The sequence below is a fragment of the Rhodococcus sp. NBC_00294 genome, from assembly GCF_036163995.1.
In the GTDB taxonomy this organism is placed as follows: Bacteria; Actinomycetota; Actinomycetes; order Mycobacteriales; family Mycobacteriaceae; genus Rhodococcoides.
Genome location: NZ_CP108043.1, coordinates 2,885,998 through 2,911,975, shown reverse-complemented (window position 1 = coordinate 2,911,975; position 25,978 = coordinate 2,885,998). Strand labels below are relative to the sequence as shown.

26 protein-coding genes are annotated in these 25,978 nt (G+C 69.1%); 5 read left to right on the top strand and 21 right to left on the bottom strand.

Annotation, left to right across the window (positions count from 1 at the left end):
• Window positions 1-9 precede the first annotated feature (9 nt).
• The 8 genes from recA to pgsA all read right to left on the bottom strand — a co-directional run bounded on the left by recA (window position 10) and on the right by pgsA (window position 5,995).
• Window positions 10-1,056: a recombinase RecA gene (recA, locus tag OHB23_RS13655; RefSeq protein WP_027505126.1), complete on the bottom strand. Its 1,047-nt coding sequence runs from the start codon at window positions 1,054-1,056 to the stop codon at window positions 10-12.
• A gap of 166 nt (window positions 1,057-1,222) precedes the next feature.
• Window positions 1,223-1,417 carry a DUF3046 domain-containing protein gene (locus OHB23_RS13650; RefSeq protein ID WP_027505125.1) on the bottom strand — a complete coding sequence of 65 codons (195 nt, stop codon included), beginning with the start codon at window positions 1,415-1,417 and terminating at the stop codon, window positions 1,223-1,225.
• A 35-nt stretch (window positions 1,418-1,452) separates the two neighbouring features.
• Window positions 1,453-2,631: a glycosyltransferase gene (locus tag OHB23_RS13645; RefSeq protein ID WP_328809713.1), complete on the bottom strand. Its 1,179-nt coding sequence runs from the start codon at window positions 2,629-2,631 to the stop codon at window positions 1,453-1,455.
• Window positions 2,632-2,665: 34 nt separating this feature from the next.
• The gene (locus OHB23_RS13640; RefSeq protein ID WP_027505123.1) at window positions 2,666-2,839 is read right to left on the bottom strand and encodes a hypothetical protein; all 174 of its coding nucleotides are present in this window, start codon (window positions 2,837-2,839) and stop codon (window positions 2,666-2,668) included.
• A gap of 198 nt (window positions 2,840-3,037) precedes the next feature.
• The gene (gene pspM, locus OHB23_RS13635; protein ID WP_328809712.1) at window positions 3,038-3,877 is read right to left on the bottom strand and encodes a phage shock envelope stress response protein PspM; all 840 of its coding nucleotides are present in this window, start codon (window positions 3,875-3,877) and stop codon (window positions 3,038-3,040) included.
• A gap of 31 nt (window positions 3,878-3,908) precedes the next feature.
• Window positions 3,909-4,727, bottom strand: coding sequence for a phage shock protein PspA (pspA, locus tag OHB23_RS13630; protein ID WP_027505120.1), 819 nt, complete (start codon window positions 4,725-4,727; stop codon window positions 3,909-3,911).
• 161 nt (window positions 4,728-4,888) lie between these two features.
• On the bottom strand, window positions 4,889-5,239 hold the full coding sequence (locus tag OHB23_RS13625) for a helix-turn-helix domain-containing protein (protein ID WP_027505119.1): 351 nt from the start codon (window positions 5,237-5,239) through the stop codon (window positions 4,889-4,891).
• 201 nt (window positions 5,240-5,440) lie between these two features.
• Window positions 5,441-5,995, bottom strand: coding sequence for a CDP-diacylglycerol--glycerol-3-phosphate 3-phosphatidyltransferase (gene pgsA, locus OHB23_RS13620; RefSeq protein WP_328811642.1), 555 nt, complete (start codon window positions 5,993-5,995; stop codon window positions 5,441-5,443).
• Window positions 5,996-6,279: 284 nt separating this feature from the next.
• Here pgsA and OHB23_RS13615 point away from each other — a divergent pair, with 284 nt between their 5' ends.
• Window positions 6,280-6,762, top strand: coding sequence for an amino-acid N-acetyltransferase (locus OHB23_RS13615; RefSeq protein ID WP_027505117.1), 483 nt, complete (start codon window positions 6,280-6,282; stop codon window positions 6,760-6,762).
• Window positions 6,763-6,799: 37 nt separating this feature from the next.
• The gene (locus tag OHB23_RS13610; protein ID WP_027505116.1) at window positions 6,800-7,084 is read left to right on the top strand and encodes a YciI family protein; all 285 of its coding nucleotides are present in this window, start codon (window positions 6,800-6,802) and stop codon (window positions 7,082-7,084) included.
• Between the two features lie 76 nt (window positions 7,085-7,160).
• Here OHB23_RS13610 and OHB23_RS13605 read toward each other — a convergent pair whose 3' ends face one another.
• From OHB23_RS13605 to OHB23_RS13595, 3 genes are all read right to left on the bottom strand, one after another.
• Window positions 7,161-8,249, bottom strand: a complete 1,089-nt coding sequence (locus OHB23_RS13605; protein WP_328809711.1) for a TerC family protein — start codon at window positions 8,247-8,249, stop codon at window positions 7,161-7,163.
• A gap of 264 nt (window positions 8,250-8,513) precedes the next feature.
• On the bottom strand, window positions 8,514-11,225 hold the full coding sequence (locus OHB23_RS13600) for a DNA translocase FtsK (RefSeq protein ID WP_328809710.1): 2,712 nt from the start codon (window positions 11,223-11,225) through the stop codon (window positions 8,514-8,516).
• A 66-nt stretch (window positions 11,226-11,291) separates the two neighbouring features.
• Window positions 11,292-11,921: a TIGR03085 family metal-binding protein gene (locus OHB23_RS13595; RefSeq protein ID WP_056444917.1), complete on the bottom strand. Its 630-nt coding sequence runs from the start codon at window positions 11,919-11,921 to the stop codon at window positions 11,292-11,294.
• A 36-nt stretch (window positions 11,922-11,957) separates the two neighbouring features.
• On the opposite strand from OHB23_RS13595, the gene OHB23_RS13590 reads away from it, so the two are divergent.
• Window positions 11,958-12,731, top strand: a complete 774-nt coding sequence (locus OHB23_RS13590; RefSeq protein ID WP_056444919.1) for a sulfite exporter TauE/SafE family protein — start codon at window positions 11,958-11,960, stop codon at window positions 12,729-12,731.
• Between the two features lie 78 nt (window positions 12,732-12,809).
• On the opposite strand, the gene OHB23_RS13585 is transcribed toward OHB23_RS13590, so the two are convergent.
• Genes OHB23_RS13585 through OHB23_RS13565 form a run of 5 tightly spaced genes read right to left on the bottom strand, consistent with a single transcriptional unit; the run spans window position 12,810 to window position 18,802 of the window.
• Window positions 12,810-14,834: a ribonuclease J gene (locus OHB23_RS13585; protein ID WP_328809709.1), complete on the bottom strand. Its 2,025-nt coding sequence runs from the start codon at window positions 14,832-14,834 to the stop codon at window positions 12,810-12,812.
• Entirely contained in the window at window positions 14,834-15,790 is a 957-nt protein-coding gene (dapA, locus tag OHB23_RS13580) for a 4-hydroxy-tetrahydrodipicolinate synthase (protein ID WP_081821173.1), read from the bottom strand. The genes OHB23_RS13585 and dapA overlap by 1 nt, the downstream gene beginning before the upstream one ends.
• Window positions 15,791-15,847: 57 nt before the next feature.
• Window positions 15,848-16,621 (bottom strand): FAD-dependent thymidylate synthase, encoded by a 774-nt coding sequence (gene thyX / locus OHB23_RS13575; protein ID WP_222630876.1) that lies wholly within the window; start codon window positions 16,619-16,621, stop codon window positions 15,848-15,850.
• A gap of 26 nt (window positions 16,622-16,647) precedes the next feature.
• Window positions 16,648-17,889: a winged helix-turn-helix domain-containing protein gene (locus OHB23_RS13570; protein ID WP_328809708.1), complete on the bottom strand. Its 1,242-nt coding sequence runs from the start codon at window positions 17,887-17,889 to the stop codon at window positions 16,648-16,650.
• A complete protein-coding gene (locus OHB23_RS13565) occupies window positions 17,882-18,802 on the bottom strand; it encodes a DMT family transporter (protein ID WP_328809707.1) in 921 nt (306 codons plus the stop codon). Before OHB23_RS13565 ends, OHB23_RS13570 begins: the two co-directional genes overlap by 8 nt.
• Before the next feature lie 122 nt (window positions 18,803-18,924).
• On the opposite strand from OHB23_RS13565, the gene OHB23_RS13560 reads away from it, so the two are divergent.
• Window positions 18,925-19,695: a trans-aconitate 2-methyltransferase gene (locus tag OHB23_RS13560; protein WP_056444928.1), complete on the top strand. Its 771-nt coding sequence runs from the start codon at window positions 18,925-18,927 to the stop codon at window positions 19,693-19,695.
• Between the two features lie 38 nt (window positions 19,696-19,733).
• Window positions 19,734-20,387 (top strand): DUF3105 domain-containing protein, encoded by a 654-nt coding sequence (locus tag OHB23_RS13555; RefSeq protein WP_328809706.1) that lies wholly within the window; start codon window positions 19,734-19,736, stop codon window positions 20,385-20,387.
• Here the strand turns inward: OHB23_RS13555 and OHB23_RS13550 are convergent, their stop codons facing one another.
• The 5 genes from OHB23_RS13550 to OHB23_RS13530 all read right to left on the bottom strand — a co-directional run bounded on the left by OHB23_RS13550 (window position 20,388) and on the right by OHB23_RS13530 (window position 25,927).
• On the bottom strand, window positions 20,388-20,840 hold the full coding sequence (locus OHB23_RS13550; RefSeq protein WP_328809705.1) for a flavodoxin family protein: 453 nt from the start codon (window positions 20,838-20,840) through the stop codon (window positions 20,388-20,390).
• Window positions 20,837-21,259, bottom strand: coding sequence for a hypothetical protein (locus OHB23_RS13545; RefSeq protein ID WP_197027766.1), 423 nt, complete (start codon window positions 21,257-21,259; stop codon window positions 20,837-20,839). Before OHB23_RS13545 ends, OHB23_RS13550 begins: the two co-directional genes overlap by 4 nt.
• Before the next feature lie 70 nt (window positions 21,260-21,329).
• Window positions 21,330-22,082 carry a 4-hydroxy-tetrahydrodipicolinate reductase gene (gene dapB / locus OHB23_RS13540; RefSeq protein ID WP_027505103.1) on the bottom strand — a complete coding sequence of 251 codons (753 nt, stop codon included), beginning with the start codon at window positions 22,080-22,082 and terminating at the stop codon, window positions 21,330-21,332.
• A gap of 35 nt (window positions 22,083-22,117) precedes the next feature.
• A complete protein-coding gene (locus OHB23_RS13535) occupies window positions 22,118-23,224 on the bottom strand; it encodes a zinc-binding dehydrogenase (protein WP_056444936.1) in 1,107 nt (368 codons plus the stop codon).
• Window positions 23,225-23,233: 9 nt separating this feature from the next.
• Window positions 23,234-25,927 carry an MGH1-like glycoside hydrolase domain-containing protein gene (locus OHB23_RS13530; RefSeq protein ID WP_027505101.1) on the bottom strand — a complete coding sequence of 898 codons (2,694 nt, stop codon included), beginning with the start codon at window positions 25,925-25,927 and terminating at the stop codon, window positions 23,234-23,236.
• Between the last annotated feature and the right edge of the window lie 51 nt (window positions 25,928-25,978).

The window sequence follows — 25,978 nt, the reverse complement described above, 5'->3', positions numbered from 1 at the left end:
GACCTGCTGTCAGAAGTCGACCGGAGCAGCGACGGCCTCGTCGGGCGTACGCACGTCTGCACCGATGCCGAGCTTCTCCTTGATCTTCTTCTCGATCTCGTCACGGATGTCGGTGTTCTCGAGCAGGAACTTGCGTGCGTTCTCCTTGCCCTGGCCCAGCTGATCACCCTCGTAGGTGAACCAGGAGCCGGACTTGCGCACGAAGCCGTGCTCGACACCCATGTCGATGAGCGAGCCTTCCTTGCTGATGCCCTTGCCGTACAGGATGTCGAACTCGGCCTGCTTGAACGGCGGCGACACCTTGTTCTTGACCACCTTGACGCGGGTGCGGTTACCGACTGCGTCGGTTCCGTCCTTGAGCGTCTCGATACGACGGATGTCCAGGCGCACCGATGCGTAGAACTTCAGCGCCTTACCGCCCGTCGTGGTCTCGGGCGAGCCGAACATGACGCCGATCTTCTCGCGCAGCTGGTTGATGAAGATGACCGTGGTGCCGGACGAACTGATGGCGCCGGTGATCTTGCGCAGGGCCTGGCTCATCAGGCGGGCCTGCAGACCGACGTGACTGTCACCCATCTCGCCCTCGATCTCAGCACGGGGAACCAGGGCTGCCACGGAGTCGACGACCAGGATGTCGATGGCACCGGACCGGATCAGCATGTCCGCGATCTCGAGCGCCTGCTCACCGGTGTCCGGCTGGGAGACCAGCAGCGCGTCGGTGTCGACACCGAGCTTGGCGGCGTAGTCCGGATCGAGGGCGTGCTCCGCGTCGATGAACGCGGCGATGCCGCCGGCGGCCTGTGCGTTGGCGACCGCGTGGAGCGCGACCGTCGTCTTACCCGAGGACTCCGGGCCGTAGACCTCGACGATGCGGCCGCGCGGGAGTCCGCCGATGCCGAGCGCGACGTCCAACGCGATCGAACCCGTGGGGATGACGGCGATGGGCACACGGGCCTCGTCGCCGAGACGCATGACCGACCCCTTGCCGAAGTTCTTGTCGATCTGCGCGAGCGCGAGATCGAGCGCCTTGTCCCGATCGTATGCAGCTGCAGCCATCATGGTCTCCTTCTCGAAGTTCTTGTCCCCGAAGCGTCTGTACCCCGTCGATCTGTCGCCAAGGTAGAGGGGGGTACCGACAAGAACCGCTGCCGTGCGATTCCCGTCGACTCTGCACACGACTATAAGCGAACAGGTGTTCGATACCCAGCGACACGCCGGAGGTTCACCACCGCGATCGGGGAACGTCGAACTCGACGCACAGTGCACGCCACACGTCCTTCGGATCCTCGCCGTCCTCGATGGCCTGCGCGGCGGTGCGGTTCCCGAGGCTCAGCAGCAGGTGGTCGACCAGCATCGAGTCCCCGGTCACGGTTCCGAACTGTTCGGCGACACGGTCGTGGAAGTCGGTCAGGCGCACCATGTCACCGTAACCCGGGACGTCCGCGCTCCCCCTCAGCGCGGGCGGGAGTCGACGATCACGCTGCGGCACACCGCGACGGGATCCTCGACCGCGGCGGCGGTCGCCGCGGCGCGACCTGCCGCGGCGGCGTACGTCGAGTCGCTCAGCACCCGGTCGATCGCCTCCGCCACGGCGTCGGCGGACACCGGACGCACGATCGTGGCGCTTCCCTGCCGGGCCGCGCGGTTGGCCAGTTCCCACTGATCTCCCCCGCCGGGGATCACGACCACCGGGACGCCGGCGGACAGCGACTTCGCCAACATCCCGTGGCCGCCGCCGCACACCACGACCGACGCCAGCGGCAGCAGCGCGTCCTGGCGCCCCAGTCCGCCCACCGCCCAGGACGGTAGACCGGCCGGAACGTCGTCCACCGTGGTGATCACCAGTCGACGACTCCGGCCGCGCGCACGTGAGGCCGCCGCCGCCTCGACAGTGGCCTCGACCATGGACACGGCGCCGGTCGCGGCCGTCGACGGTGCCAGCAGGATCAGCGGTTCGGTCCCCGGCGGCGGGTCGAGGAGAGCGGTCGTCGGCTCCCACAACAACGGACCGGCGACCCGCGCCTCGGCCGGCCAGTCCGACCGCGGCACCTCGAGCGCGGGGATGGTCGCGACGAGGCGCCGCGCGGGGCCGGGGTCCGACGCGGGCAGACCGACGCCCTCGCGCGCCCGAGCGCGCTGCGCCAGCCCCGCTCGGACGGAGCGGTCCGTCAGAGCTCGCATCACGGTGTCCCGCAACCGACCTCGCAGTCCCGTGCCCGGTGCGAGACCACTCCCGATCGGGGGCAACGACACGGAGGGCCGGTAGAGCGGGTGCGGAGACAGTTCCACCCAGGGAACTCCCAGCCGCTCGGCGGCGAGACCGCCGCCGGCCGTGAGAATGTCCGAGACCACCAGATCGGGAGCCGCCTCGGAGAGCACCGGCAGCAGCATCGAGGACATGTGGGCCGCTCGCTCGTGGATTCTGCGGCCGGCGTCCGCGTCGTCGTCCTCGGGTCGCGGTTCCAGTCCCGGCAGCAGGCGAGTGTCCACCCCGTCCGCTCGCGCGGCGTCGAGCCACCGATCGCCGGTGTAGACCACGGCCGTCTCTCCTGCGGCCGTCAGCGCCTTCGCGAGCGCGATGGCAGGGAAGGCGTGCCCCGCATCGGGGCCGGCGACCACCGCGACGAGCATGGGCGAAGCCTAGGTCAGCGCGGCACCGGGGACGTCAGAAGGGTGACTTCGCCGAGTCGCGATCGCCGCTCATCGCGCGGAAGAGGAAGTAGAGACCGGTTCCCACCACGGCCAGCGCCACCAGGGGGAACAGCGCCTTCAGCAGGGCGCCGAGAACGACGATGCCGATCCACACCAGAACGATCGCACCGAGAATCTTCCAGAACATGTCGAACTCCTTCTCGTCGGGGACTCCCGTCGCCGGCCGCGGTGGAGTTCACCGGCGATCCGTCGACGAGTTCGACACTGCCAGAACCGAACTGGCACAGCACCGAATCGTCGCGGAGTTCAGGGTGAGGATCGGGGTCGACCCCGAGGACGGTAGGTCGATCTCAGGGTCGCGGTCGGGGTGAGACCGCCGCCGAGGTCAGGGCTTCTGCAGGTGCTCGAGGCCGAATGCCCAGCCCTCGAGGCGATCGGACGCGAACTGGAGGGCGTCCCGTCGCGCGTCGAGTGCGGTGAGCGAACCGGAGGCGCCCGGCGCGGTGAGCAACGCAGCCGCGGCGACGAGCCCGTCGAACTGGTGCACACCGTCCGTCAACCGGGCCGCGGTGGACCCGATGGACCCGGACAGATGGACCGCTGCAGCCGGACTTCCCAGCGCTGCTCTCTCCATCGCGACGATGTCGTGCGCGACCTCGGTGAGGGCTACCGACGCGGCCGCGGCGATCCGAGTCGTGTCGTGCACGTCGTCCGCGGCGACCGCCCCGGATCGAGCGAGGATGCCCGTCAGCTCGTGCAAACTGCGTTCGGCGGCCGCGAGACGTTCGATGGGCTCGCGAGCGGCGGAGCCCACCGGAGGCAGAGCACGGCGGACCGGCGCTGCTGCCGGCAGTGGCTGGGCCCGCAGCCGTCGGTAGGCCGCCGCCGCGGCCACGGCGGGCACCGCGAACAACACCGTGGTGCCCGATCCCCCGACGACGATCCAGTCGGGTGCGGACGTGGCCGCCACCGTGACGGTGGCGACGCCCATCGACCCGGACGCCGCACCGAAGAGCGTGGCCCGCCGGCGAGTCCGACGGATCCGCCGTTCGGCCTTCTTCCGCGGGTCGTTCCACGACTTGGCGGCGTCGAGGAACGGCCGCGTGACGTCGACGACGCCACGAGCCCGAGCGCGCACCAGATCGGCCGCGCGCCCCACCTCGGCCGGAGCAGTGGGCCGCTCGTGCCACATCGGCCGTCGGTGCGGGTCGCCGTGTCCGGACATCAACGCTCCGTGAGGGTCTCGTGCAGGCGGATCAGTTGGCCTGAGGAGGCTCGGGGGTCGCCTGCGGGGACGACAGGTTCTTCTGCGTGGACACGCCGTCCGCGGAGGGGCCAGCGGTGAGCGAGTCGCCCGCCATGGAGGCGCGGATCTGCTCGAGGCGGCTGTGTCCGGCCATCTGGACGCTCGCCTGCTGGACCTCCATCATGCGGCCCTGCACGGAGTTCTGAGCGAGCTCGGCGGAGCCGAGCGCGTTGGCGTAGCGGCGCTCGATCTTGTCCCGGACGGCGTCGAGGCTGGGCGTGTTGCCCGGAGCGGACAACGTGGAGTCCATCGAGCGGAGCGACTCGCTGACGCGCTCCTGCATCTTGGCCTGCTCGAGCTGGCTGAGCAGCTTGGTGCGCTCGGCGACCTTGGCCTGCAGCGTCATGGCGTTCTGCTCGACGGCCTTCTTGGCCTGGGTGGCGGCCTGGAGCGCCTGGTCGTGCAGAACCTTGAGGTCCTCGACGCTCTGCTCGGCGGTGACCAGCTGAGCCGCGAACGCCTCGGCGGCATTGGTGTACTGGGTGGCCTTCTCGACGTCGGCAGCCGCATTGGCCTGGTCGGCGAGGGTGACGGCCTGGCGCGCATTGGCGTTCAGCTTCTCCACCTCGTCGAGCTGGCGGCTGAGCTTCATCTCGAGCTGGCGCTGGTTACCGATGACCGACGCGGCCTGCTGCGAGAGCGCCTGGTGCTGACGCTGGGCGTCCTCGATGGCCTGCTGGATCTGGACCTGCGGATCCGCCTTCTCGTCGATCTTGGAGTTGAACAGAGCCATCAGATACTTCCAGCCCTTGACGAAAGGATTGGCCATCGGTTCTTCCTGCCTCCATGTGATCCGCCGCGTACGCGACCCGGCTGGCGACCGTCACCGCCGGTGATGCTGCGCGTGTCCGGGACACGCGGTCTGTCTGTGATCGGTACCCGCCATGATCCCATGTCGAACCACGAATGGTCGGAAACGGGACGCGAAGATCAGGCAGCGGCGAGTGCTCGCGCGGTCGGGGCCGGGATGACCACGCGCGTCTCGTCCGAGATGTGGGCCGCACCGCGCTCGGCGGGAACACCCGTCGACGCGGCCGCACTCGCCATCGTGTCCGTGAGCGATTCGCTCACATCGAACAGAACGTCCGACAGTGGGACGTCGAGGGCATCGCAGATGGCGTTGAGCAGTTCGCTCGACGCCTCCTTGCGGCCACGCTCGACCTCCGAGAGATACCCGAGGCTGACGCGCGCCGTGTTGGAGACCTCGCGCAACGTGCGGCTCTGAGCGACCCGTGTGCGGCGAAGACTGTCGCCCAATGCCTCACGCAAGAGCAGCGCCATGTGGCCCCTCCTTCATCGTGTTCGAACTACGTCGTGGTCGACCGCGGGAACGCCTGTCGGTGCACCGTCGCTCGACCCTCGTCCACCTACAACGCCGGAACGGTCCGATCGGTTCCCGCGACGCGTGTGGACACCCGTCGGAACGGGTGAGAGAACCCTAACCCCCGCCCGCGATCCGCACGCGGCGGAGCACCGGACGGCTCATCGCCCGTCGTGTGGTGTCCGGACCCGCGGCCGCACTGCCTGCACCACATAGTCGAGGCCTGTGATCACGGTCAGCGCCACGGCCACGATCATCAGCACCATCGCTGCCGGGATCACAGCGTCGGGAAGCGGCAGAACGTAGACCCCGATGGCCACGCTCTGGACGAGGGTCTTGAGCTTGCCGCCGCGTCCCGCGGGGATGACACCGTGCCGCAGGACGGCGAACCGCAGGAGCGTGATGCCGATCTCGCGGGCACCGATGACGAGGGTGATCCACCAGGGCAGGTCCCCCAGCATGGACAGTCCGACCAGGGCCGCCCCGATCAGTGCCTTGTCGGCGATGGGGTCCGCCATCTTGCCGAACTCCGTCACGAGCCCGTGCTTGCGCGCCAGTTGGCCGTCGATGCGATCGGTGATCGCCGCGACGACGAAGATCCCGAAGGACGCGAGCCGCCACCCGGTCTCCTGGCCACCGTCCGCGAACAGAGCCCACAGGAACACCGGGACCAGCGCGATCCGCAGGACGGTCAGGACGTTGGCGATGTTGAGCAGTGGAGCCGGAGTGAGCGGGCCCGAGCCGACGACGGCGTCCGGCGTCGGCGCGGACGCGTCACCGGGGCCACGACCGACGTCGTACTGAGCGCTCACGTCGCCGAGCCCGCTCTCGGGACGTGACGTGAGTTACCGGCGCGGGACACACGGTCACAATATCGGTACGCCCGATGACTACTGTTCACCCCATGACTTCCGACCTCGATCCGGAGACGGACTCCCGGGCGGCGCAGGATCGCGCAGACGTCCGGACCGCGTCCGGGTCCACCACCGAGCGCGTGCGCCTGCGCCGTGCCCGCACCTCCGACATCCCGGAGATCAAGCGACTCATCGACATCTACGCGGGCCGGATCCTGCTCGAGAAGAATCTCGTGACCCTCTACGAGGCGGTCCAGGAGTTCTGGGTCGCCGAGGTCGACGGTGTCGTCGCCGGCTGCGGCGCGCTGCACGTGCTGTGGGCGGATCTCGGCGAGATCCGCACGGTCGCCGTCGATCCGTCCGTCAAGGGCCACGGCGTGGGCCACCTCATCGTGTCCCGGTTGATCGACGTCGCCCGCGAACTGCAGCTCTCCCGCATCTTCGTGCTCACCTTCGAGGTGCCGTTCTTCGCCCGCCACGGGTTCTCCGAGATCGACGGGACCCCGGTCACCGCCGAGGTCTACGCGGAGATGTGTCGCTCGTACGACACCGGTGTCGCCGAGTTCCTCGATCTCAGCTACGTCAAGCCGAACACTCTCGGCAACACCCGCATGCTGCTCACGCTCTAGATCACCCACCACCCGCTCACACCGCAGGAGAACATCGATGGCCCATTTCCTCGTCAACTACACGTACTCGTCGGCCACCGCCGAGGGACGCGACCGCGTCCGCGCCGAGCACCGCGACTGGCTGCGGGATCTCCTCGCTCGCGACATCGTGGTGGTGGCGGGGCCGTACGCGGACGACAGCGGCGCCACCATCATCGTCAAGGGTGAGAGTGCGGACCAGGTGGGAACGCTGTTCGCCGAGGACCCGTTCGCGGTGGAGAAGCTCGTCGACGCCGTGGCGATCCAGGAGTGGAAGCCGGTGATGGGCGTCCTCGCGGAGTGACCCGCCCTCCGGCACCCGCCGGACACACGAACAGCCCGGCACCTCTCGGTGCCGGGCTGTTCTCGTGCGGGACGGATCAGCGCGAGTCGCGCTCGGTGTCCATGACGCCGGTCGACGTGGTACCGGTCGAGGCGGCCGTGGTGTCGTCGCCGAGGACCGGGCTTCCGGTCTCGCCGTCCTTCACCGCGGGCTTCGCGTCGCCGCGGGTCTTGAGCAGGCTGGCCACGGTGGTGACGATCAGGATGCCCATGATGACACTGAGCGACACTCCGGTGCTGATCTCGGGGACCGACAGGTTCTCGCCGCCGTTGATGAAGCCGAGCTCGTTCTCGTGGAGCGCGTGGAGGACGAGCTTGACGCCGATGAACGCCAGTACCAGGGACAGGCCGTAGGACAGGTAGACCAGGCGATCGAGCAGTCCGCCGATCAGGAAGTACAACTGGCGCAGACCCATGAGGGCGAACGCGTTGGCCGTGAAGACGATGTACGGCTCGGTGGTGAGACCGTAGATCGCCGGGATCGAGTCCAACGCGAACAGGATGTCGGTGAAACCGATGACGACCAGGGCCAGCAGCATCGGGGTGACCACGCGCTTGCCGTCGATCTTCACCGTCAGACGATCACCGTGGTACTCGTCCGTGGTGGGGAGGATCTTCTTGGCGAACTTCATGATCTTGGTGTCCTGCTGGACCTCGTTCTCCTCCTCTTCCCCGGCCTCCTTGATGAGCTTGTAGGCCGTGTAGATGAGGAACGCACCGAAGAGGTAGAAGACCCAGCTGAAGTTGTTGATGGCCGCGGCACCGAGGGCGATGAAGCCACCGCGCATCACGAGCGCCATCACGATGCCGATGAGCAGCACCTTCTGCTGGTACTGACGCGGTACGGCGAACGTCGTCATGATGATGAGGAAGACGAACAGGTTGTCGACGCTGAGCGCCTTCTCGGTGACGTACCCGGCGAAGTACTCACCGCCGTAGGTCGCGCCGTACTGCCAGAACACGATTCCGCCGAAGATGATGGCGATCGTGATGTAGACGACGGACCACGTCGCCGATTCCTTGAAGGTCGGCTCGTGGGGGGTCTTCACGTGAGCGAAGAAGTCGAAGACGAAGAGTCCCAGGATCACCACGATGGTGACGATCCAGACTGTGGACGAGACATTCATGTGAGCAACTACCTCCGGTAGTCCATGGGTGGGCTCCGGAGGTCTCTCCCACAGAACCAGTGATGATGTCTCGTGTGACCACTGTGTCTGCCGATGACCCGGATCGAGGCAGGGCTCGATCGTGCTGACGGGTCCTTCGCAAGCTGGGGATACTCCCCTCCTGAGAACAACCATGCCACAGCCCCGGCCGTATGGAGGCACGCGAAGGGTAATGCACAGGTAAAACTCAGCTAGCGTGAGAGTCAATTCACAACGGGGCCACCGTCACTCGTCCGGATTGTCCGACTCTCCCGGATCCCCGCCCTTGATCGACCACAGCAGCCCGTCCAACTCGTCGGGCTTGACCAGGACGTCGCGGGCCTTCGATCCCTCGCTCGGGCCGACCACGCCGCGCGTCTCCATCAGATCCATGAGCCTGCCGGCCTTGGCGAAGCCGACGCGCAACTTGCGCTGCAGCATGGACGTCGAGCCGAACTGACTCGTCACGACGAGTTCGACGGCTTGGAGCAGCACGTCGAGATCGTCGCCGATGTCGGCGTCGACGTCCTTCTTCTCCGCGGCCTTCTGCGCGGTGACGCCCTCCTGGTACTCCGGCTCCGCCTGGTTCTTGGCGAAGTCGACGACCGCGGTGATCTCCTCGTCGGTGATGAAGGCGCCCTGTAGACGGGTGGGCTTGCCCGCGCCCATCGGCAGGAACAGGGCGTCGCCCATACCGATGAGCTTCTCCGCACCCTGCTGATCCAGGATGACGCGGGAGTCGGTCAGCGACGACGTGGCGAACGCGAGCCTGGACGGGACGTTGGTCTTGATCAGGCCCGTGACGACGTCGACGGACGGGCGCTGGGTCGCGAGCACGAGGTGGATGCCGGCCGCGCGCGCCTTCTGCGTGATGCGGACGATCGCCTCCTCCACGTCCCGCGGCGCGGTCATCATCAGGTCCGCGAGCTCGTCGACGATCGCGAGGATGTACGGGTAGGGCTTGTAGACGCGCTCGCTGCCGAGCGGTGCGGTGATCTCGCCCGACTTCACCTTCTTGTTGAAGTCGTCGACGTGGCGCACCCGGTTTGCCTGCATGTCCTGGTAGCGCTGCTCCATCTCCTCGACCAGCCAGGCGAGGGCCGCGGCAGCCTTCTTCGGCTGCGTGATGATCGGCGTGATGAGGTGCGGGATCCCCTCGTACGGGGTCAGCTCGACCATCTTGGGGTCGATGAGGATCATCCGGACCTCCTCCGGCGTCGCCCGCGCGAGCAATGACACCAGCATGGAGTTGACGAAGCTCGACTTGCCCGAGCCGGTGGAGCCCGCCACCAGGAGGTGCGGCATCTTCGCGAGGTTGGCGCTGACGAAGTCGCCCTCGATGTCCTTGCCGAGGCCGATGACCAGAGGATGGTGATCCTTGCGGGTCGAGGGCGCCGTCAGCACGTCGGCCAGGCGGACCATCTCGCGGTCGGAGTTGGGCACCTCGATGCCCACCGCCGACTTGCCGGGGATGGGGGCCAGCAGACGCACGTTGTCGGTGGCCACCGCGTACGCGATGTTGCGGGCGAGCGCCGTGATCTTCTCGACCTTGACGCCCGGTCCGAGCTCGACCTCGTAGCGCGTGACCGTCGGTCCGCGGGTGAAGCCGGTGACGGCGGCGTCGATCTTGAACTGCTCGAGGACCTCGGAGATCGCCTCGATCATCGCGTCGTTCGCCTGGCTGCGCGTCTTCGGCGGGTCGCCGTCGATCAGCAGGGACAGCGAGGGCAGGACGTAGTCGCCGTCGACGACGCGGTCCACGACGAGTTTGTCGTCCTCCTTCGGCTTCGGCGGAGTCGCCGCGACGACCGGAGCGGGCTTCGGCGTCGGCTCGACCACCGGTTCCTTCGCACGCGTGCGGACGGGCGGCGGCACCGGCACGTACTCGGTGGGAGCGTCGTCCACCGGTGCCGACTCCTCCACCGGGTACGCGTCGGCCGGCGCGGACGATCGGCGGAGGCGCGACCTCGCCGGCTTCTCGTCGACCGGGTAGCCGTCGGCGTCGAACAGGGCCGGGTCGTACTCGTCGTACGAGGAGCCGTAGCCCGCGGAGTCGTACCCGTCCGGTGCGAAGTCACCGAGGTGCGACTCCTCCTCCCAGTCCTCGTAGTCGCTGTACTCGTCGCCGCGGTTCGCCGTACCGAACAGGGTCCGCAGACGCGCGGGGATGTCGCGCACGGTCGTCCCGGTGAGGAGAAGGACGCCGAACAGGACCGCGAGCAGGAGCAGCGGCACGGCGAGCCAGACGGTGACCCCGCTGCTGAGCGGACCGCCGACGACGAAGCCGACGAAGCCGCCGCCGGACGCACGCCCGGCCAGGTCGTCCGGTGATCCGGAACCCAGATGCCAGAGTCCGAGCATCGGCAGGCCGACGAGCAGAGACCCGAGGACGAGCCGGGGGCGGTCGTCGGGAGCGGGTTCGGTCCGCATCAGGGCTACGGCGACGCCGATGCCGAGCAGCGGCAGCAGGATGGCCGCGCTGCCGACGACGGCGCGCAGCCCGATCTCGATCCACTCCCCGACCGGGCCACCGGCCGAGAACCAGAGACCGGCGGCGACGACCACGCTGACCGCGAGGCACCCGAGGGCGATGCCGTCGCGGCGGTGGCCGTGTTCGATGTCGGCGGCCTTGCCGACGGTGCGAGTGGTGGCACCGAGTCCGCGCGCGGCGAGGCCCCACCCCTTGCCGATGCCGCGACCCACGGAGTTCAGGGCCGCGCGACCGGGCGAGATCGTGCGCTTGGGGGCGCTGCGAGGTCGGGCTCCGGACGACGACCGTGCGGTACCAGACGAGCGAGTCGCCGGGGTGCGCCCGGTGGACGACCGCGGGGCGGTGGGCTTGCGCGGCGTCGTGACCGTCCGCCCGCGTCCGGTGGAGGCACCACTCGTGCCGGTGCCTGCCTTGCTCGATCCGGCCGCGCCGGATCGGGACGCGCGCGTACTCGTCTTGCCTGCCATACCCGTCAGGCTAGTCGGTCGACCCCATCCGGACCATCCGCAACACCAGTAACAGCTCGCCCGCTCTCACACGCCGCGGTCGAGGCCCTTCACCGCGGCGACGTCCGCCTGGTCGCCGTCGAACTCCAGCACCACCGCATCGCGGCCGAACGCGTGCAGCACCAGCTCCGACGGCTCCCCGCGCAGCGCCACCCGGCGCGAGGCCGACTTCTTCCCGAACGTGCGCCGACGACCGTCCGGGGTCTCCACGTCCACGGCCACGGGGGCTCCCCTGTAGGCGACACGGCCGAGCAGACCCAGCAGACCCCACAGGGCGGTCTGCATCTCGGCGCTCAGTTCTCGCGGAGTCGGTGCGGATCCGTCGGCCCGCCGGACGTCCTCGTGGTGGACGAACATCTCCCCGAGGTTGATCTGCGCGTCGAGGAGCTTGTACGGCGACCACACCGGAGGTCCCGTGCGCACGTCGTCGACGAGGCCCACCCACTCCCCCGCGGCGACCGAGTCCTGCACGCGGCGCGTGTACCCCGCCAGCGGCGGCAGGAAGATGCCCGGAGCCGCATCCAGGCGGCGTTCGCGGATCACCAGATGCGCCGCGAGATCCCGGACGGTCCAGTCACCGCACAGGGTGGGAGCGTCCGGACCGACCTTCGCCATCGTGTCGGCCAGTTCCAGACGTTCGTCGTGCGCAAGGCTCATGACACACGAATCTAGCCGTGTCGTACGGTCGCCGGTGTGCCCGTCTCCGAAATAGTCCTCGTGCTGCTCGCGGGGTTCGCCGCCGGTGGCATCAACGCCGTCGTCGGGTCAGGAACGCTCATCACGTTCCCCACTCTCATCGCCTTCGGTTACCCACCCGTCACGGCGACCATGAGCAATGCGATCGGACTGGTGGCAGGCAGCGCCTCCGGCGCATGGGGCTACCGACGCGAACTACGCGGCCAGTGGTCGCGGTTGCGCTGGCAGCTCCCCGGATCGCTGCTCGGCGGCGTGCTCGGTGCCTGGCTCCTGCAGCACCTGCCCGAGAAGACCTTCACCGCCGTGGTTCCGGTGCTGCTGATCCTGGCGCTGGTCCTGGTGGTCACCGGCCCCCGCATCCAGGCCTGGGCCCAGAAGCGCTCCGAGCCGGACACCGCCGCCGGGATCGGCCGCGGACGCTTCGTGCTGCTGGTGATCGGGACGTTCGCCGTGGGTGTCTACGGCGGCTACTTCACCGCGGCCCAGGGCATTCTGCTGATGGGCGTCATGGGCGCGTTGCTGCCGGAGAACATCCAGCGCATGAACGCGGCCAAGAATCTGTTGTCGCTCGTGGTCAACGTCGTGGCGGCGGCATCGTTCATCATCTTCGCCTTCGACCGGATCAGTTGGGCGGCAGCCGGTCTCATCGCCGTCAGCTCCCTGATCGGCGGCGCGGTGGGAGCACGGTACGGCCGGCGTCTGTCACCGCGGGTGCTGCGTGCCTGCATCGTCCTGCTGGGCCTCGTCGGTCTGTACAACCTGCTCGCCTAGCCGGCCGACGACGGGGCGAGAGACACGACAGGCCGGCGCCGGGGTGTCCCCGGGGCCGGCCTGTCGAGTGCGACCGTGTCAGCTCGGCGTGACCTCGAGCACGGTCGGCACGATCATCGGCTTGCGGCGGTACTTGTCCGCCACCCAGCGACCGACGATGCGGCGGACCGACTGCGCGATGCGGTGCGTGTCCCGCACACCCTCGCCGGCGAGACGCACCAACTCCGCCTCGACCAGCTGCGCCGCTTCCTTCAGTGCCGCGGGATCGTCGGAGAAGCCGCGACCCGAGACCTCGGGAGTGCCGACGGACTTGCCGGTGGTGGTGTCCACGGCCATGGTGATGGCGATGAAGCCGCCCTCACCGAGGACGAGGCGGTCGGACAACGTCGAGTCGCCCACGTCGCCGACGGACAGGCCGTCGACGTACACGTGGCCCACCGGCACCTGGCCGACGATCTCGGCGAGGCCGTCGACCATGTCCACGACGACGCCGTCCTCGGCCAGCACCACGCGCTCCTCCGGCACACCCGTCGACACCGCGAGAGCGGCATTGGCGCGCAGGTGCCGCCACTCGCCGTGCACGGGCATCGCGTTGGTGGGACGGACCGCGTTGTAGAGGTACAGCAGCTCGCCGGCCGACGCGTGGCCGGAGACGTGCACCTTGGCGCTCTGCTGCGTGACCACCTTGGCGCCACGCTTCGCGAGCCCGTTGACGACGGCGAACACGGAGTTCTCGTTGCCGGGGATCAGCGACGACGCGAGGACGACCAGGTCGTCGGCACGGATGTTGATCTGACGATGCTCACCCCGCGCCATCCGGGACAGCGCGGAGAGCGGCTCGCCCTGCGAGCCGGTGGAGACCAGGACCAGCTTGTCGTCCGCGAGCTTCGTCGCGGTGTCCATGTCGACCTCGACACCCGAGGGCACCGTCAGGTACCCGAGCTCCTGGGCGATGGCCATGTTGCGCACCATCGACCGCCCGACGAAGGCGACCTTGCGGTTGTAGCGGTGTGCGACGTCGATGACCTGCTGGATGCGGTGCACGTGGCTCGCGAACGACGCGACGATCACGCGGTTCCTGGCCTTGCCGATGACCGTGTCCAGGACACCGCCGATCTCACGCTCGGGCGTGACGAATCCGGGCACCTCGGCATTGGTGGAGTCCACCAGGAAGAGGTCGACACCCTCGTCGCCGAGTCGCGAGAACCCGCCGAGATCGGTCAGGCGGCCGTCGAGCGGCAGCTGGTCGAGCTTGATGTCGCCGGTGTGCAGCGCGACACCGGCATCGGTACGGATGGCGACGGCGAGCGCGTCGGGGATCGAGTGGTTGACCGCGAAGTACTCGAGCTCGAACGGTCCGTGGTTCGTGCTCTCGCCCTCGCGCACCTCGACGAGCTTCGGCTTCTGGCGGTGCTCACGGCACTTCGCCGCCAGCAGCGCCAACGTGAACTTGGAGCCGATGACCGGGATGTCCGGGCGCAGGCGCAGCAGGAACGGCACGGCACCGATGTGGTCCTCGTGACCGTGGGTGAGCACCAGGGCGACCACGTCGTCCATCCGGTTCTCGATGTGACGGAAGTCCGGGAGGATCAGGTCGACACCGGGCTGTGCGTCCTCGGGGAAGAGCACACCGCAGTCGACGATGAGCAGCTTGCCCTTGTGCTCGAAGACCGTCATGTTCCGGCCGATCTCGCCGATGCCGCCGAGGGCGACGACGCGGAGACCGTTCTTCGGTGCCTTGGGCGGGGCTCCGAGTCGCTGCGTCTTGTCCACGACCGTGCGCGCATCGGGTCGCTGGATGGCAGCGGAGTTCTGCGGGGTGCGCGCGGGACGCGACCGAGGACCGCGGCCCCCACCCGAGCCCGAGTTGCCGTTCGACGATCGCGAGCCGCCCGACTGGCGGTCGCGGCCGGTCGGCGCGTCCTTCACGGGCGCCTCCTTCACGGGAGCGGCTTTCGCCGGCGCCTGCGCCGCGGGGGCCTCCTGCACGGGCGCGGCCTCGGCCTTCGGTGCGGGAGGAGCGGGCTGCTGTTCCTGCGGAGGAAGTTCCGCGGGCGGTCCGGCACTGCGGGTGGCACTGCGCCGCCTGGGCGGTCGAGTCATCAAAGAACTCCTGCACGGTGAAGATCGGCTGCCAGAGCATCGATCTGATCGGTGGACGGTGGAACTTGTGGCAGACGGGGCTCCCCCACGTCGATGCCGAGAAGTCGAAGGCCCGCCTTGGAGCCCGTGACGCCGCCGAGTCGGGCGAACGACCGCACGATCGGGAGCAGACCGACGTTGATGGCCTGCGCTGCAGCGATGTCGCCCGCGGCCCAGGCGGAGTGGAGATCCCGGAGCTTGCCGGGCACGAGGTGCCCGATGACGCTGACGAAGCCGACGGCCCCGACGGACAGCCAGGGCAGGTTGAGCGGGTCGTCGCCCGAGAAGTACTCGAGACCGGTCGAGGCGATGAGTTCGGCTCCCGCGGCGAGGTCGCCCTTCGCGTCCTTGACGGCGAGGATGCGCGGATGATCGGCGAGGCGACGCAACGTCTCCGTCTCGATCGGCACCACCGAGCGGGGCGGGATGTCGTACAGCATGACGGGCAGATCGGTCGAGTCGGCTACGGCGACGAAGTGGGCGTACAGGCCGGCCTGCGGCGGGCGCGAGTAGTACGGGGTGACGACGAGCAGTCCGTGTGCCCCGGCGTCGGCGGCGGCACGAGCGAGTTCGATGCTGTGCGCGGTGTCGTTGGTACCGGCGCCGGCGACGATGCGAGCGCGATCTCCGACGGCAGCGACCACGGCGCGCAGCAGGTCGGCCTTCTCGCGATCCGTCGTGGTCGGCGACTCGCCCGTCGTTCCCGAGATCACGAGGCTGTCGCACCCGCTCGAGACCAGATGCGCGGCCAGTGCGACGGAGGCGTCGATGTCGAGAGCACCGTCCGGAGTGAACGGTGTCACCATCGCGACGGAGACGGCACCGAACGGCGAGGGCGTGCTGCTCGTCTGCACTCGTGCCGCAGTGTCGACAGTCCCCGCAGCGTCGACAGTCCTCGCGGTGTCACCGATGGTCATGGTCAGGAAGGTTACCCGGTCCCCGTCCGGCCGCCGGACCCCCACGACCCGCGCCGCCTATTCCCCCGCGTACGAACTCCTGGCGACTTCCGTTCCGTCGGCCAGTGTCTCGATCTCGAAGTCGGCGAAGACGTCGGGTGCGACCTCGACGAGGCGCCGCAGGCAGGCCACCGCGAGCCGTCGGATCTCGAGATCCGCGTGCTCGGAGGCCCGCATGGTGACGAAATGCCGCCACGACCGGTAGTTCCCGGTCATCACCAGGCGCGTCTCCACGGCGTTCGGGAGCACCGAGCGCGCGGCCTGCCGCGCCTGCTTCCCGGCGACGACCGCAGGCGAGTCCGCACCGGTCTCCGCTTCGAGTGCGGACAGCAACGCGTCGTACGCGGCACGGGACGAGTCGGTCGCATTCTGGAACAACTCACGCAACGTCGCGTCGGACTCGAGAGCTGGAGGCACGACCATCAGCGCGTCGCGTTCGGACACCGAACGCTGGGAGAGCTGCGAGAAGGAGAAGTGGCGGTGCCGGATCAACTCGTGACTGCAGGAGCGTGAGATGCCGGTGATGTAGAAACTCGCGGACGCGTGCTCGAACACCGACCAGTTCCCCACGGCCAGTAGGTGGTTGAGATACCCGGCGTTGGTCGCGGTGCGCGGATTGGGCTTCGACCAGCTCTGGTAGCAGGCCCGGCCGGCGAACTCGACCAACGCCTGACCGCCGTCGGCGTCGGTCTCCCACGGCACCTCCGACGGAGGGGTGAAGGACGTCGCGGCCACGAGCTGAACGGACAACGGGGCACCGGCTCGATGCTCTGACACTGGACGCTGGGACATTCGACACAGACTATGGGGTGGCGGCGTCATCGAGAGACGGCGCGTACCTCGCGGCCCAGGTCGGCCGCGAGATCACCACGGTCACCGACCACGACGTCGGCCACGTCCAGCCATCGCGCCATCTCCGTCACCGACGCGGCCAGCGCCGCCGCCACCTCGCCACGGCGGCCGCGGGCGTCGACGGAGGGCTCGGTGAACGCACCGGGCACCGTGAGCACTCCGGCGGAGCGATCGACCCGGATGTCGACGCGGGCGACGAGCTCGTCGTGCAGCAGGAACGGGAAGACGTAGTACCCGTACGTCCGCTTCGGCTCGGGCGTGTAGATCTCGATGCGGTAGTGGAAGTCGAAGAGACGCTCGGTGCGCGGACGCCCGAAGATCAGCGGGTCGAACGGGCACAGCAGTGCGGCCGACTCGACCGACCGCGGTACCCGGGTGTCTCGATGCAGGAAGGCCTGATCCCGCCACCCGGTCACGGTCACGGGCACCAGCACGCCCGCGTCCACCAGGTCGGCCACGGCCCGAGTGGTCTGGGCCGCCGACAGCCGGTAGTGATCGCGCAGGTCGGCCGCCGTGGCAACCCCCATCGCCTCGGCCGACTTCTCGACGAGCTGACGCACCGCGTCCACCTCGTCCACCCGTCGCGACACGACGTCCGGGGGCAGCACGCGCTCGGCGAGGTCGTACAGCCTCGTGAACCGTTCCCGCCGCGGTACCGACAACATGCCGCCGGCGAAGAGCTGTTCGCACACCACCTTGACGTCACTGTGGTCCCACCACGGCCCCTTGGGGCCGGGTCTCCGGCGATCCAACAGAACTTCGAGCTCTCGCGCGGTGACGGGCCCCTGGTCGCGGATCGCGTCGAGCACGTCCTCCACCAGTCCGGGACTGCGCGCAGCGACCCTCGCGGCGCCGCCCCACCGACCGTGCTCGTACTGATCCATCCGCCACCGCATCAGCGGCCAGTCGGCGACGGGCAGGAATGCCGCCTCGTGCGCCCAGTACTCGACGAGCAGGCGCGGCGATCGCGCCGTGTCGGTCCATGCCGCATCGTCCAGCGCCTGACGGTCGTAGGGGCCGACACGACTGAACACCGGCGCGTAGTGCGCCCGCACCGCCGCGGACACCGAATCGATCTGCAGCAACTTCGTCGAGCGCACCACACCCGCCACCGCGCGCCTGCCGGAGACCGCACCGGACCGCGCTCGACCGAAGCCCTGGGCCGCGACGGCCGTGCGACGCGCAGCCGCAGCGGACAGCTCACGCACGGGCACCGCCTGCGTTCGTCCGGGCGTGGGTCACTCCGGCGTCGACGACGGACACCAGGAGCAGCACCGCACCGACGGCGCCCACCGCCGTGAGTCGTTCGTCCAGCAGGATCACTGCGAGGACGGTACCGGTGAGAGGTTCGAGGAGTGCGACGACCGCCGCCGTCGACGCCGCCGCGGTCCGCAGTCCGCGGAAGTACGCGCTGTAGGCCACAGCCGTCGGGACGAGGGCGAAGCTGAGCACGAGGAGAATGCTCGTCACCGACACGACCGGGAGCAGCGCCGTGCGGTCCGTGGCTGTCGCTGCCACCGCGAGCAGCGCCCCGCCCAGCACGAACGACCATCCGGTGACGACGGTGTCGTCGCCCTGCGCGGCATGTCGACGACCGACGAGGGTCATCGTCGCGAACGCACTGCCCGACACCACCGCCAGAGCGCCGCCCACGACGGTGGACCGCAGATCGCCGTCGGCCGGGGAACCGACGAGTAGCCCGAGCCCCGCGACACCGACGACGACGGTCCGCACGACGGCACCCGCCGGGCGGCGACGTGCCGTCAGCGACTCCACGAGGACGACCACCACCGGAGCCGACCCGATGGTCACCAGGGTCGCGGCCGCCACGCCCGCCGTGACGGTGGCTGCGAAGTAGGCACCCTGGAAGACCGCGGCGAGTGTTCCGATGACGGCGATGCGACTCCACACAGGTCGGCCGCGCGGCAGGACGCCCCCGGTCGCGGCCACGACCGCGAGGAGCATCAGCCCGCCGAGGCCGAGCCGGTACGCGGCGACCGCGGTGGACGGGAGGTCCGCGGAGCGACCCAGCGCGGTTCCGAGAACACCGCCGGTCCCCCACAGCACGGCGGCGACGACGAGCAACGCCACACCTGATCGCGGCGCACTCGTGTGCGGCACCGGCAGCCTCCTCACCCTCACGTGTCCAGCGACCGTAGCGCCGGTGGACAGTACTGCTCACTCCGGCGTAACGTGCGTAACAGTACAAGCGTACTGTTTGCCGGCCCGTCGAAGGAGCCATCATGTGGAGCCCGTCCGACTACCTCACCTTCGCCGACGAGCGCACCCGTCCGTTCCGCGAACTGCTCGCACGCATCTCTGTCGGGAGTCCCCGGCGCGTCGCCGATCTCGGCTGCGGCCCGGGCAATGCGACGGCGTTGCTCGCGCACCGCTGGCCGGACGCCGCCGTCGAGGCGTCGGACAACTCGCCGGACATGGTCGCGGCCGCGCGCGCTGCCGGTCTGGACGCCACCGTGCTCGACGTGCGGGACTGGGTGCCGTCCTCCGACACCGACGTCGTCGTCTCCAACGCGACTCTGCAGTGGGTGCCCGAACACCGGGAACTGCTGGCGCGCTGGCCCGGCCAGTTGCCGGACGGTGCCGTGATCGCCGTCCAGATGCCCGGCAATTTCGATGCACCGTCGCACCGCATCATCCGGGACCTCGCGACATCGGACGCCTGGGCACCGCGACTTCCCACTCTCGAGCTGCGGCACGCGAACGCCGTGGACGATCCCGAGCAGTACGCCGACCTGCTGGCCGCCCGGGGTTGCGCCGTGGACGCCTGGGAGACCACGTACGTCCAGCAACTCCGTGGTGCCCGGCCCGTTCTCGACTGGGTCTCCGGCACCGCTCTCACCCCGATCTTCGACCTCCTCGACGAGAAGGGTCGGGACGAGTTCCGCGACGACCTCGCTCCGTTGTTGGCCGAGGCCTACCCGGCACGATCCGACGGGACCACCTTCTTCCCGTTCCGACGCGTCTTCGTCGTCGCGGTGGTGCGGAACGGCTGACGAGCAGGACGGTGCGGCCGGACGGATACTCTCGAATCATGCATCGGTCGGCGCTCGTTCCCCTGATCCTGTCGGCCGCCCTCCTCGCCGGGGGCTGCGGCAGGGCCGTCGAGGGACGTCCGACGGCCGACGCGTGGGTGCCCACCGCCGACAATCCCGACCCCTCTCTCGCGCTCGACGGCATCGAGGTGGTCGACTACCCGCCCGCCTACCACGTACTGCCGAACTACCGTGTGGCGTACGCCTTCTCACCGCCGATGGGTGGTCGACACGACAACGCGTGGGCGACGTGCACCGGCGTGGTCTATCCGGAGGCCGTGCGCACCGAGAACATGGTGCACTCCCTCGAACACGGTGCCGTGTGGATCGCATACGACCCCGCAGCGCTCGACGACAGCGAGATCGCAGCGCTGGCCGCGCGGGTGGAGGGCGAGCCGTACCTGATGATGTCGCCGTATCCGGGCATGGATCGCCGGATCTCGCTGCAGTCGTGGGGGCATCGCCTGGCAGTGGAGAGCAGCGACGACGAGCGCATCGACCGTTTCGTCTCGGCACTGCGCCTGAATCCGAACACTTTCCCGGAGCCCGGCGCGACGTGCGCGACCCTGCCCACCACGTTCGACACGGCGAACCCGCCGGCGTTCGTCGAGAGCGCGCCGGATCCCGCATCCCCGCTGACCCTTCCGGAGTGATCAGGCAGGCATGATCGTCGCGGCCACCGTGCCACCGAGTTCGACGAGCCGTTCCCGCGCAGCGGCGTCGAACCCGGTCACCTCGACGGGCACCGCGGCCGGCTCGAGGCCCCATCCGCTCACGATGCTCGTCAGTGCGCGCACCGCGCCCGCAGTGTCGTTGTTGCCGTACACCCAGGCGCCCCAAGGCTTTCCGTTCATCGACCCGAGCGTCGGGTAGTACACCGTGTCGAGGAAATGCTTGAGAGCACCGGACATGTACCCGAAGTTCGCGGGAGTGCCGAGGAGGATGCCGTCCGCGTCGACCACGTCGGCGATCGTGGCACCCAGGGCCGGGCGCACCCGGACGTCGACACCCTCGATGTCGGGACTCCGCGCCCCGGCCAGCACCGCCTCCAGCATCTCCGCCATGGGCGGCGACACCGTGTGGTGCACCACCAGCAGGACGGTCACGCGCTCTCGGTGCGCTCGAGTTCCACGGCGCGCCGCATGATCTCGCGTGCGCGCCCGCGATCGCCCGCGTAGTCGTACGCACGGGCGAGACGGTAGTTCGTGCGCCAGTCGTCGGGCGACTTCTCGTACTCCGCCTTGACGTCCGCGAAGAGCGAATCCGCCGCGCCGCGCTCGATGCGCCCGGACGGCATGCGCGGAAGGTCGTCGACGTCCAGCTCGAGATTCTCGTCGTGGATCCGACGGGCGAGGTGCTGGTGCCGGAAACCCGCCCGCAGCGTCGCCGCCACGATCCACAGGCCCAGCAGCGGAAGGATCAGCACACCGATACCCAGCCCGATGTTCACCGGACCGCCGAGCTGGATGAAGTCGATCCCCCGCCCGCCCAGAATGACGAAGTAGACGCCGAGAACCAACACCATCACGGCGATGATCGCGACCACTCGCGAATACTTGCTCACGCCGACCGTCCTCCGGACTTCCCGCTGCTCATCACAGATCCATCAGCGGTTCGATGCCCAACGTCAACCCGGGCCGCGCCGCGATGGACCGGACGCCCAGCAGCACACCGGGAGTGAAGGAGGTGCGGTCGATCGAGTCGTGCCTGATGGTGAGAGTCTCGCCCTGCGTTCCCAGGAGCACCTCCTGGTGCGCCACCAGACCGGCGAGGCGCACGGAGTGCACACGCACTCCGTCGACGTCGGCGCCGCGCGCACCGTCGAGTTCGGTGGTGGTCGCGTCGGGACTCGGGCCCACTCCCGCCGCGCGCCGCGCGTCCGCGATGAGCGCCGCCGTGCGGTACGCGGTGCCGGACGGCGCGTCCGCCTTGTTCGGGTGGTGCAGCTCGATCACCTCGACCGAGTCGAAGAAGCGTGCCGCCTGCTGCGCGAACGCCATCGACAGCACGGCGCCGATGGCGAAGTTGGGAGCGATGAGCACTCCGGTCGCGGGCGAGTCCGCGAGCCAGGACCGCACCTGATCGAGTCGCTCGTCGTCGAACCCGGTGGTGCCCACGACGGCATGGATCCCGGCGCCGATCAGGTACTGCAGGTTGTCCATGACGACACTGGGATGGGTGAAGTCGACCACGACCTGCGCGCCGTTCTCGGCGAACGTCTCGAGCCGGTCGTCCTTGTCCACGCGAGCGACGAGCTCCGTGTCGGCCGCGGCCTCGACGGCCTCGCACACCGCTTGGCCGACCTTGCCGGCCGCGCCGAGTACTCCGACACGTATCGCCTCTGTCACCTGTTCACCCCTCACCTGGAACCGTCGGGGACAGCCTAGTGGTCGAACTCGATGACCTGACGAATCGCCTTGCCGTCCGCCAGTTCGTCCATCGCCCGGTTGATCCCGTCGAGCGTGATGCGTGAGGACACCAGTTTCTCCACCGGGAAGCGGCCCTCGCGCCACATCTGCTCGTACGTCGGAATGTCCCGTTCGGGAACGGCGGACCCGAGGTAGCTCCCGACGATGGTCCGCGCCTCGGCCACGAGCGTGAGGGGCGAGATCGACGCTCGGGCGTCCGGCGACGGCAGGCCCACTGTCACGGTGGTGCCGCCCGGAGCCGTGGCAGCGAGAGCGGTCTCGAAGGCGCGCGCGTTGCCGGCGGCCTCCACGACGATCTGGGCACGCACGCCGGACTCGGCCAATTCCTGCGGGGTGTACACGGACGTGGCGCCCAACTCGCGGGCCGTCTCCAGCTTCTCCGGCATCGAATCGACCCCGATGACGTCGCCCAGTCCGAGCGAGGCCGCGGTGAGCACCGCGGCCATGCCCACTCCGCCGAGCCCCACCACCATGATGGTGTCGCCCTCGGTGGGGGACGCGGCGTTCAGCAGTGCGCCGCCGCCGGTGAGCACCGCGCACCCGAGCACCGCGGCGACGGCCGGCGGGACGTCGTCGCCCACGGGCACCACCGACCGGCGGTCCACCACCGTGTGCGTCGCGAAACCGGACACCCCGAGATGGTGCTTGATCTCGACGCCGTCGCGGCGCAGCCGCACGTCTCCGCCGAGCAGAGTGCCGGCGTTGTTGGCCGCGCTGCCGGGGATGCACGGTGTGCGCCCGTTCGACCGGCACCCCGAGCACTCACCGCATCGAGGCAGGAAGGTCATCACCACGCGCGTGCCGAGCGCGAGATCGACCCCCGGGCCGACGCCCTCGACGATGCCCGCGGCCTCGTGCCCCAGCAGCATCGGGACGGGGCGCACGCGGTTGCCGTCGACCACCGACAGATCGGAATGGCACAACCCCGCCGCCTCGATGCGTACGAGGATCTCCCCCTCGCCGGGAGGATCGAGCTCGAGCTCGGACACCGTCAGGGGACGCGACTCCGCGAACGGCCGCGAACGGCCGATCTCTTCCAGGACAGCTCCGCGAATCTTCATGCCGCCACGTTAACCCGGCGGCGTCGGCGGTTGCGGCACTCTGGGATTGAGAAGATGCGCGACCAGCGCGGTCCAGCCGGTCTGATGGCTGGCGCCGAGCCCCTCTCCGGTGTCCCCGTCGAAGTACTCGCTGAAGGTCGGATGCTCCGACCACAGCGGATCGTCCGAGGACTCGATGCGATCGCCGTCCGACGGCCGACCGGATCCGCGCACGCGGAACAGGTCCGCGAGGCCGTTCTCGATGATCTCGGCGGCCTCGACCAGGGTGCGCTGCACGCCGGACCCGGTGGGGATCTCGATGGTGAACGTGTCGCCGAAGTAGCGACCATAGGCGCGGAGCTTGTCGGCAAGCAGCACGTTGACGGGGAACCACACCGGACCACGCCAGTTCGAGTTCCCGCCGAACATCGACGTGCGGGACTCCCCCGGCTCGTACTCGATGGACAGTGATCGGCCCTCGACCTCCATCGTGACGCCGTCGCGGTAGGACGCGGACAGCGACCGGATACCGAAGGACGACAGGAACTCGTCGCTGTCGAACATGCGCTCGAGGATGCGCCGCAGCCGATCGGGATCGACGAGGGCGAGGAGCATGCGCCAGGTCCCGTTGTCGTTGCGCGACATCATCGGGGACACCAGATCCGGTCTCCGGTGCTGCAACCACCGCAAGCGAGACGTCAAGTCCGGACACTCCTTCGGCACCCACGACGGGATCTCGGTGGCCCCCAGGATCGGCAGGAGGCCCACCATCGAGCGCACCCGCAGCGGCACCGCGTCACCGTGCGGTGGGGCGAGGACGTCGTAGAAGAATCCGTCCTCCTCGTGCCACAGCGACATCTGCGCCGACCCGAAGGATCCCACGGCCTCCGCGATGGACAGGAAGTGCGCGAAGAACTTCGTCGCGACGTCGTCCCAGGCGGAGTCGTGGCGTGCCAGTTCGATCGCGATCTTGAACATCTGCTGGCAGTAGAACGCCATCCAACTGGTCGCGTCGGACTGCTCGAGTCGGAAACCGGGAGGCAGTGGTTCCGAGCGGTTGAACATCCCGATGTTGTCCATCCCGAGGAAGCCGCCCTCGAAGATGTTGGAGCCGCCCGCGTCCTTGCGGTTGACCCACCACGAGAAGTTCAACAGCAGCTTGGTGAACACCCGGACCAGGAACTCACGGTCGCGGTGTCCGTCGATGCGGTAGACCTGCCACACCGCCCAGGCGTGGACCGGCGGGTTGACGTCTCCGAACTCCCACTCGTACGCGGGCAGTTGACCGTTGGGGTGCATCGCCCACTCGCGACACATGAGCACGAGCTGTTCCTTGGCGAAGTCCGGGTCGACGTGCGCCAGCGGGATGGTGTGGAAGGCGAGATCCCATGCGGCGAACCACGGGTACTCCCACTCGTCCGGCATGGAGACGACGTCCGCGAGCGAGAAGTGCGACCAGGCATGGTTGCGGGCGGTCGCGTCGAGTCGCGACTGCGGCGCCGACGCTCCCACCGGATCACCCTGCGCCCACTCGCGTACGTCGTAGCGGTAGAGCTGTTTGCACCACAGCAGGCCGGCGTAGGCGCGCCGTGCGACGTGGCGGTCGGCCGCGGACAGATCCGGGCCGATGACGTGGTCGTAGAACTGGTCCGCCTCGTACCGTCGGTCGGCGAGGACCGCGTCGAAGCCGGGGCCGAACGTGAACGAGTCCGGCACCGCGGTGCTCAACCGGAGACGGATGCTGCGGGTCTCGCCGGGCGCCACGTCGTCGAGCGAGTACCAGAACGCACTCTTCGTCCCCGTGCCGTCCGGATTGACGGCCGACTCGTCGCCCTCGACGATGCGCCGACCGATGCCGTCCTTCGTCCAGGCCGAGAGGTTCTCCGCGGCGCCGAACAGCTCCACCGCATTCGTCTCGTTGTCGCAGAACAGCACTCGCGCATCACCCTGAGCGGCGAGGTGGTACCGGCCGAGAAAACCGTGCTCCGCACGCACCACGGCCATGTCTCCGGGAAGCGCGTCCGCCGTGACGTCGACGATGGAGGCGGTGCGATCGTCGCGCCCCCAGGACCACGTGTTGCGCAACCACAGATGCGGCACCACGTCGACCGATGCGGCCTCGGGCCCGTGATTGGTGACGTCGACGACGATGCACACGTCGTCCGGCGACGCCTTGGCGTAGGTGACGACCACGTCGAAGAACCGGTTCTCGTCCAGCACCCCGGTGTCGGCCAGTTCGAACTCGCGGTCCATGCGTGTGCGCGCGCGGCTCGCCTCACGCAGCCCCTCGTAGGGGTACTCGGCCTGCGGGTAGCGGTAGAGCCACGTCATCCAGCTGTGGGTGGGCGTTCCGTCGAGCGCCCACCAGTACTCCTTGGCGTCCTCGCCGTGATTGCCCTCACCGTTGGTGAGTCCGAACAGCCGCTCCTTGAGGATCGGATCGCGCCGGTTCCACAGGGCCACCGAGAAATTGAGGAAGCCGAAGCGGTCGCAGATGCCCCCGAGGCCGTCTTCGCCCCATCGGTAGGCGCGCGAGCGGGCGTGGTCGAAGGGGAAGGACTCCCAGGCGTTGCCGTCCTCGGAGTAGTCCTCGCGCACGGTGCCCCACTGACGGCCCGCGAGATACGGGCCCCAGGTACGCCAGGCGCTCTGTGCTCCGGGCGATTCGGCGAGCCGAGAGTGCTCGACGGTCGGGTGTGCAGGCTGATCTGCGGCGTCGGTCACCGCCACAGTGTGCCCCGACGGACGCGGACGTGCATCGCACCGGAGGCCCGG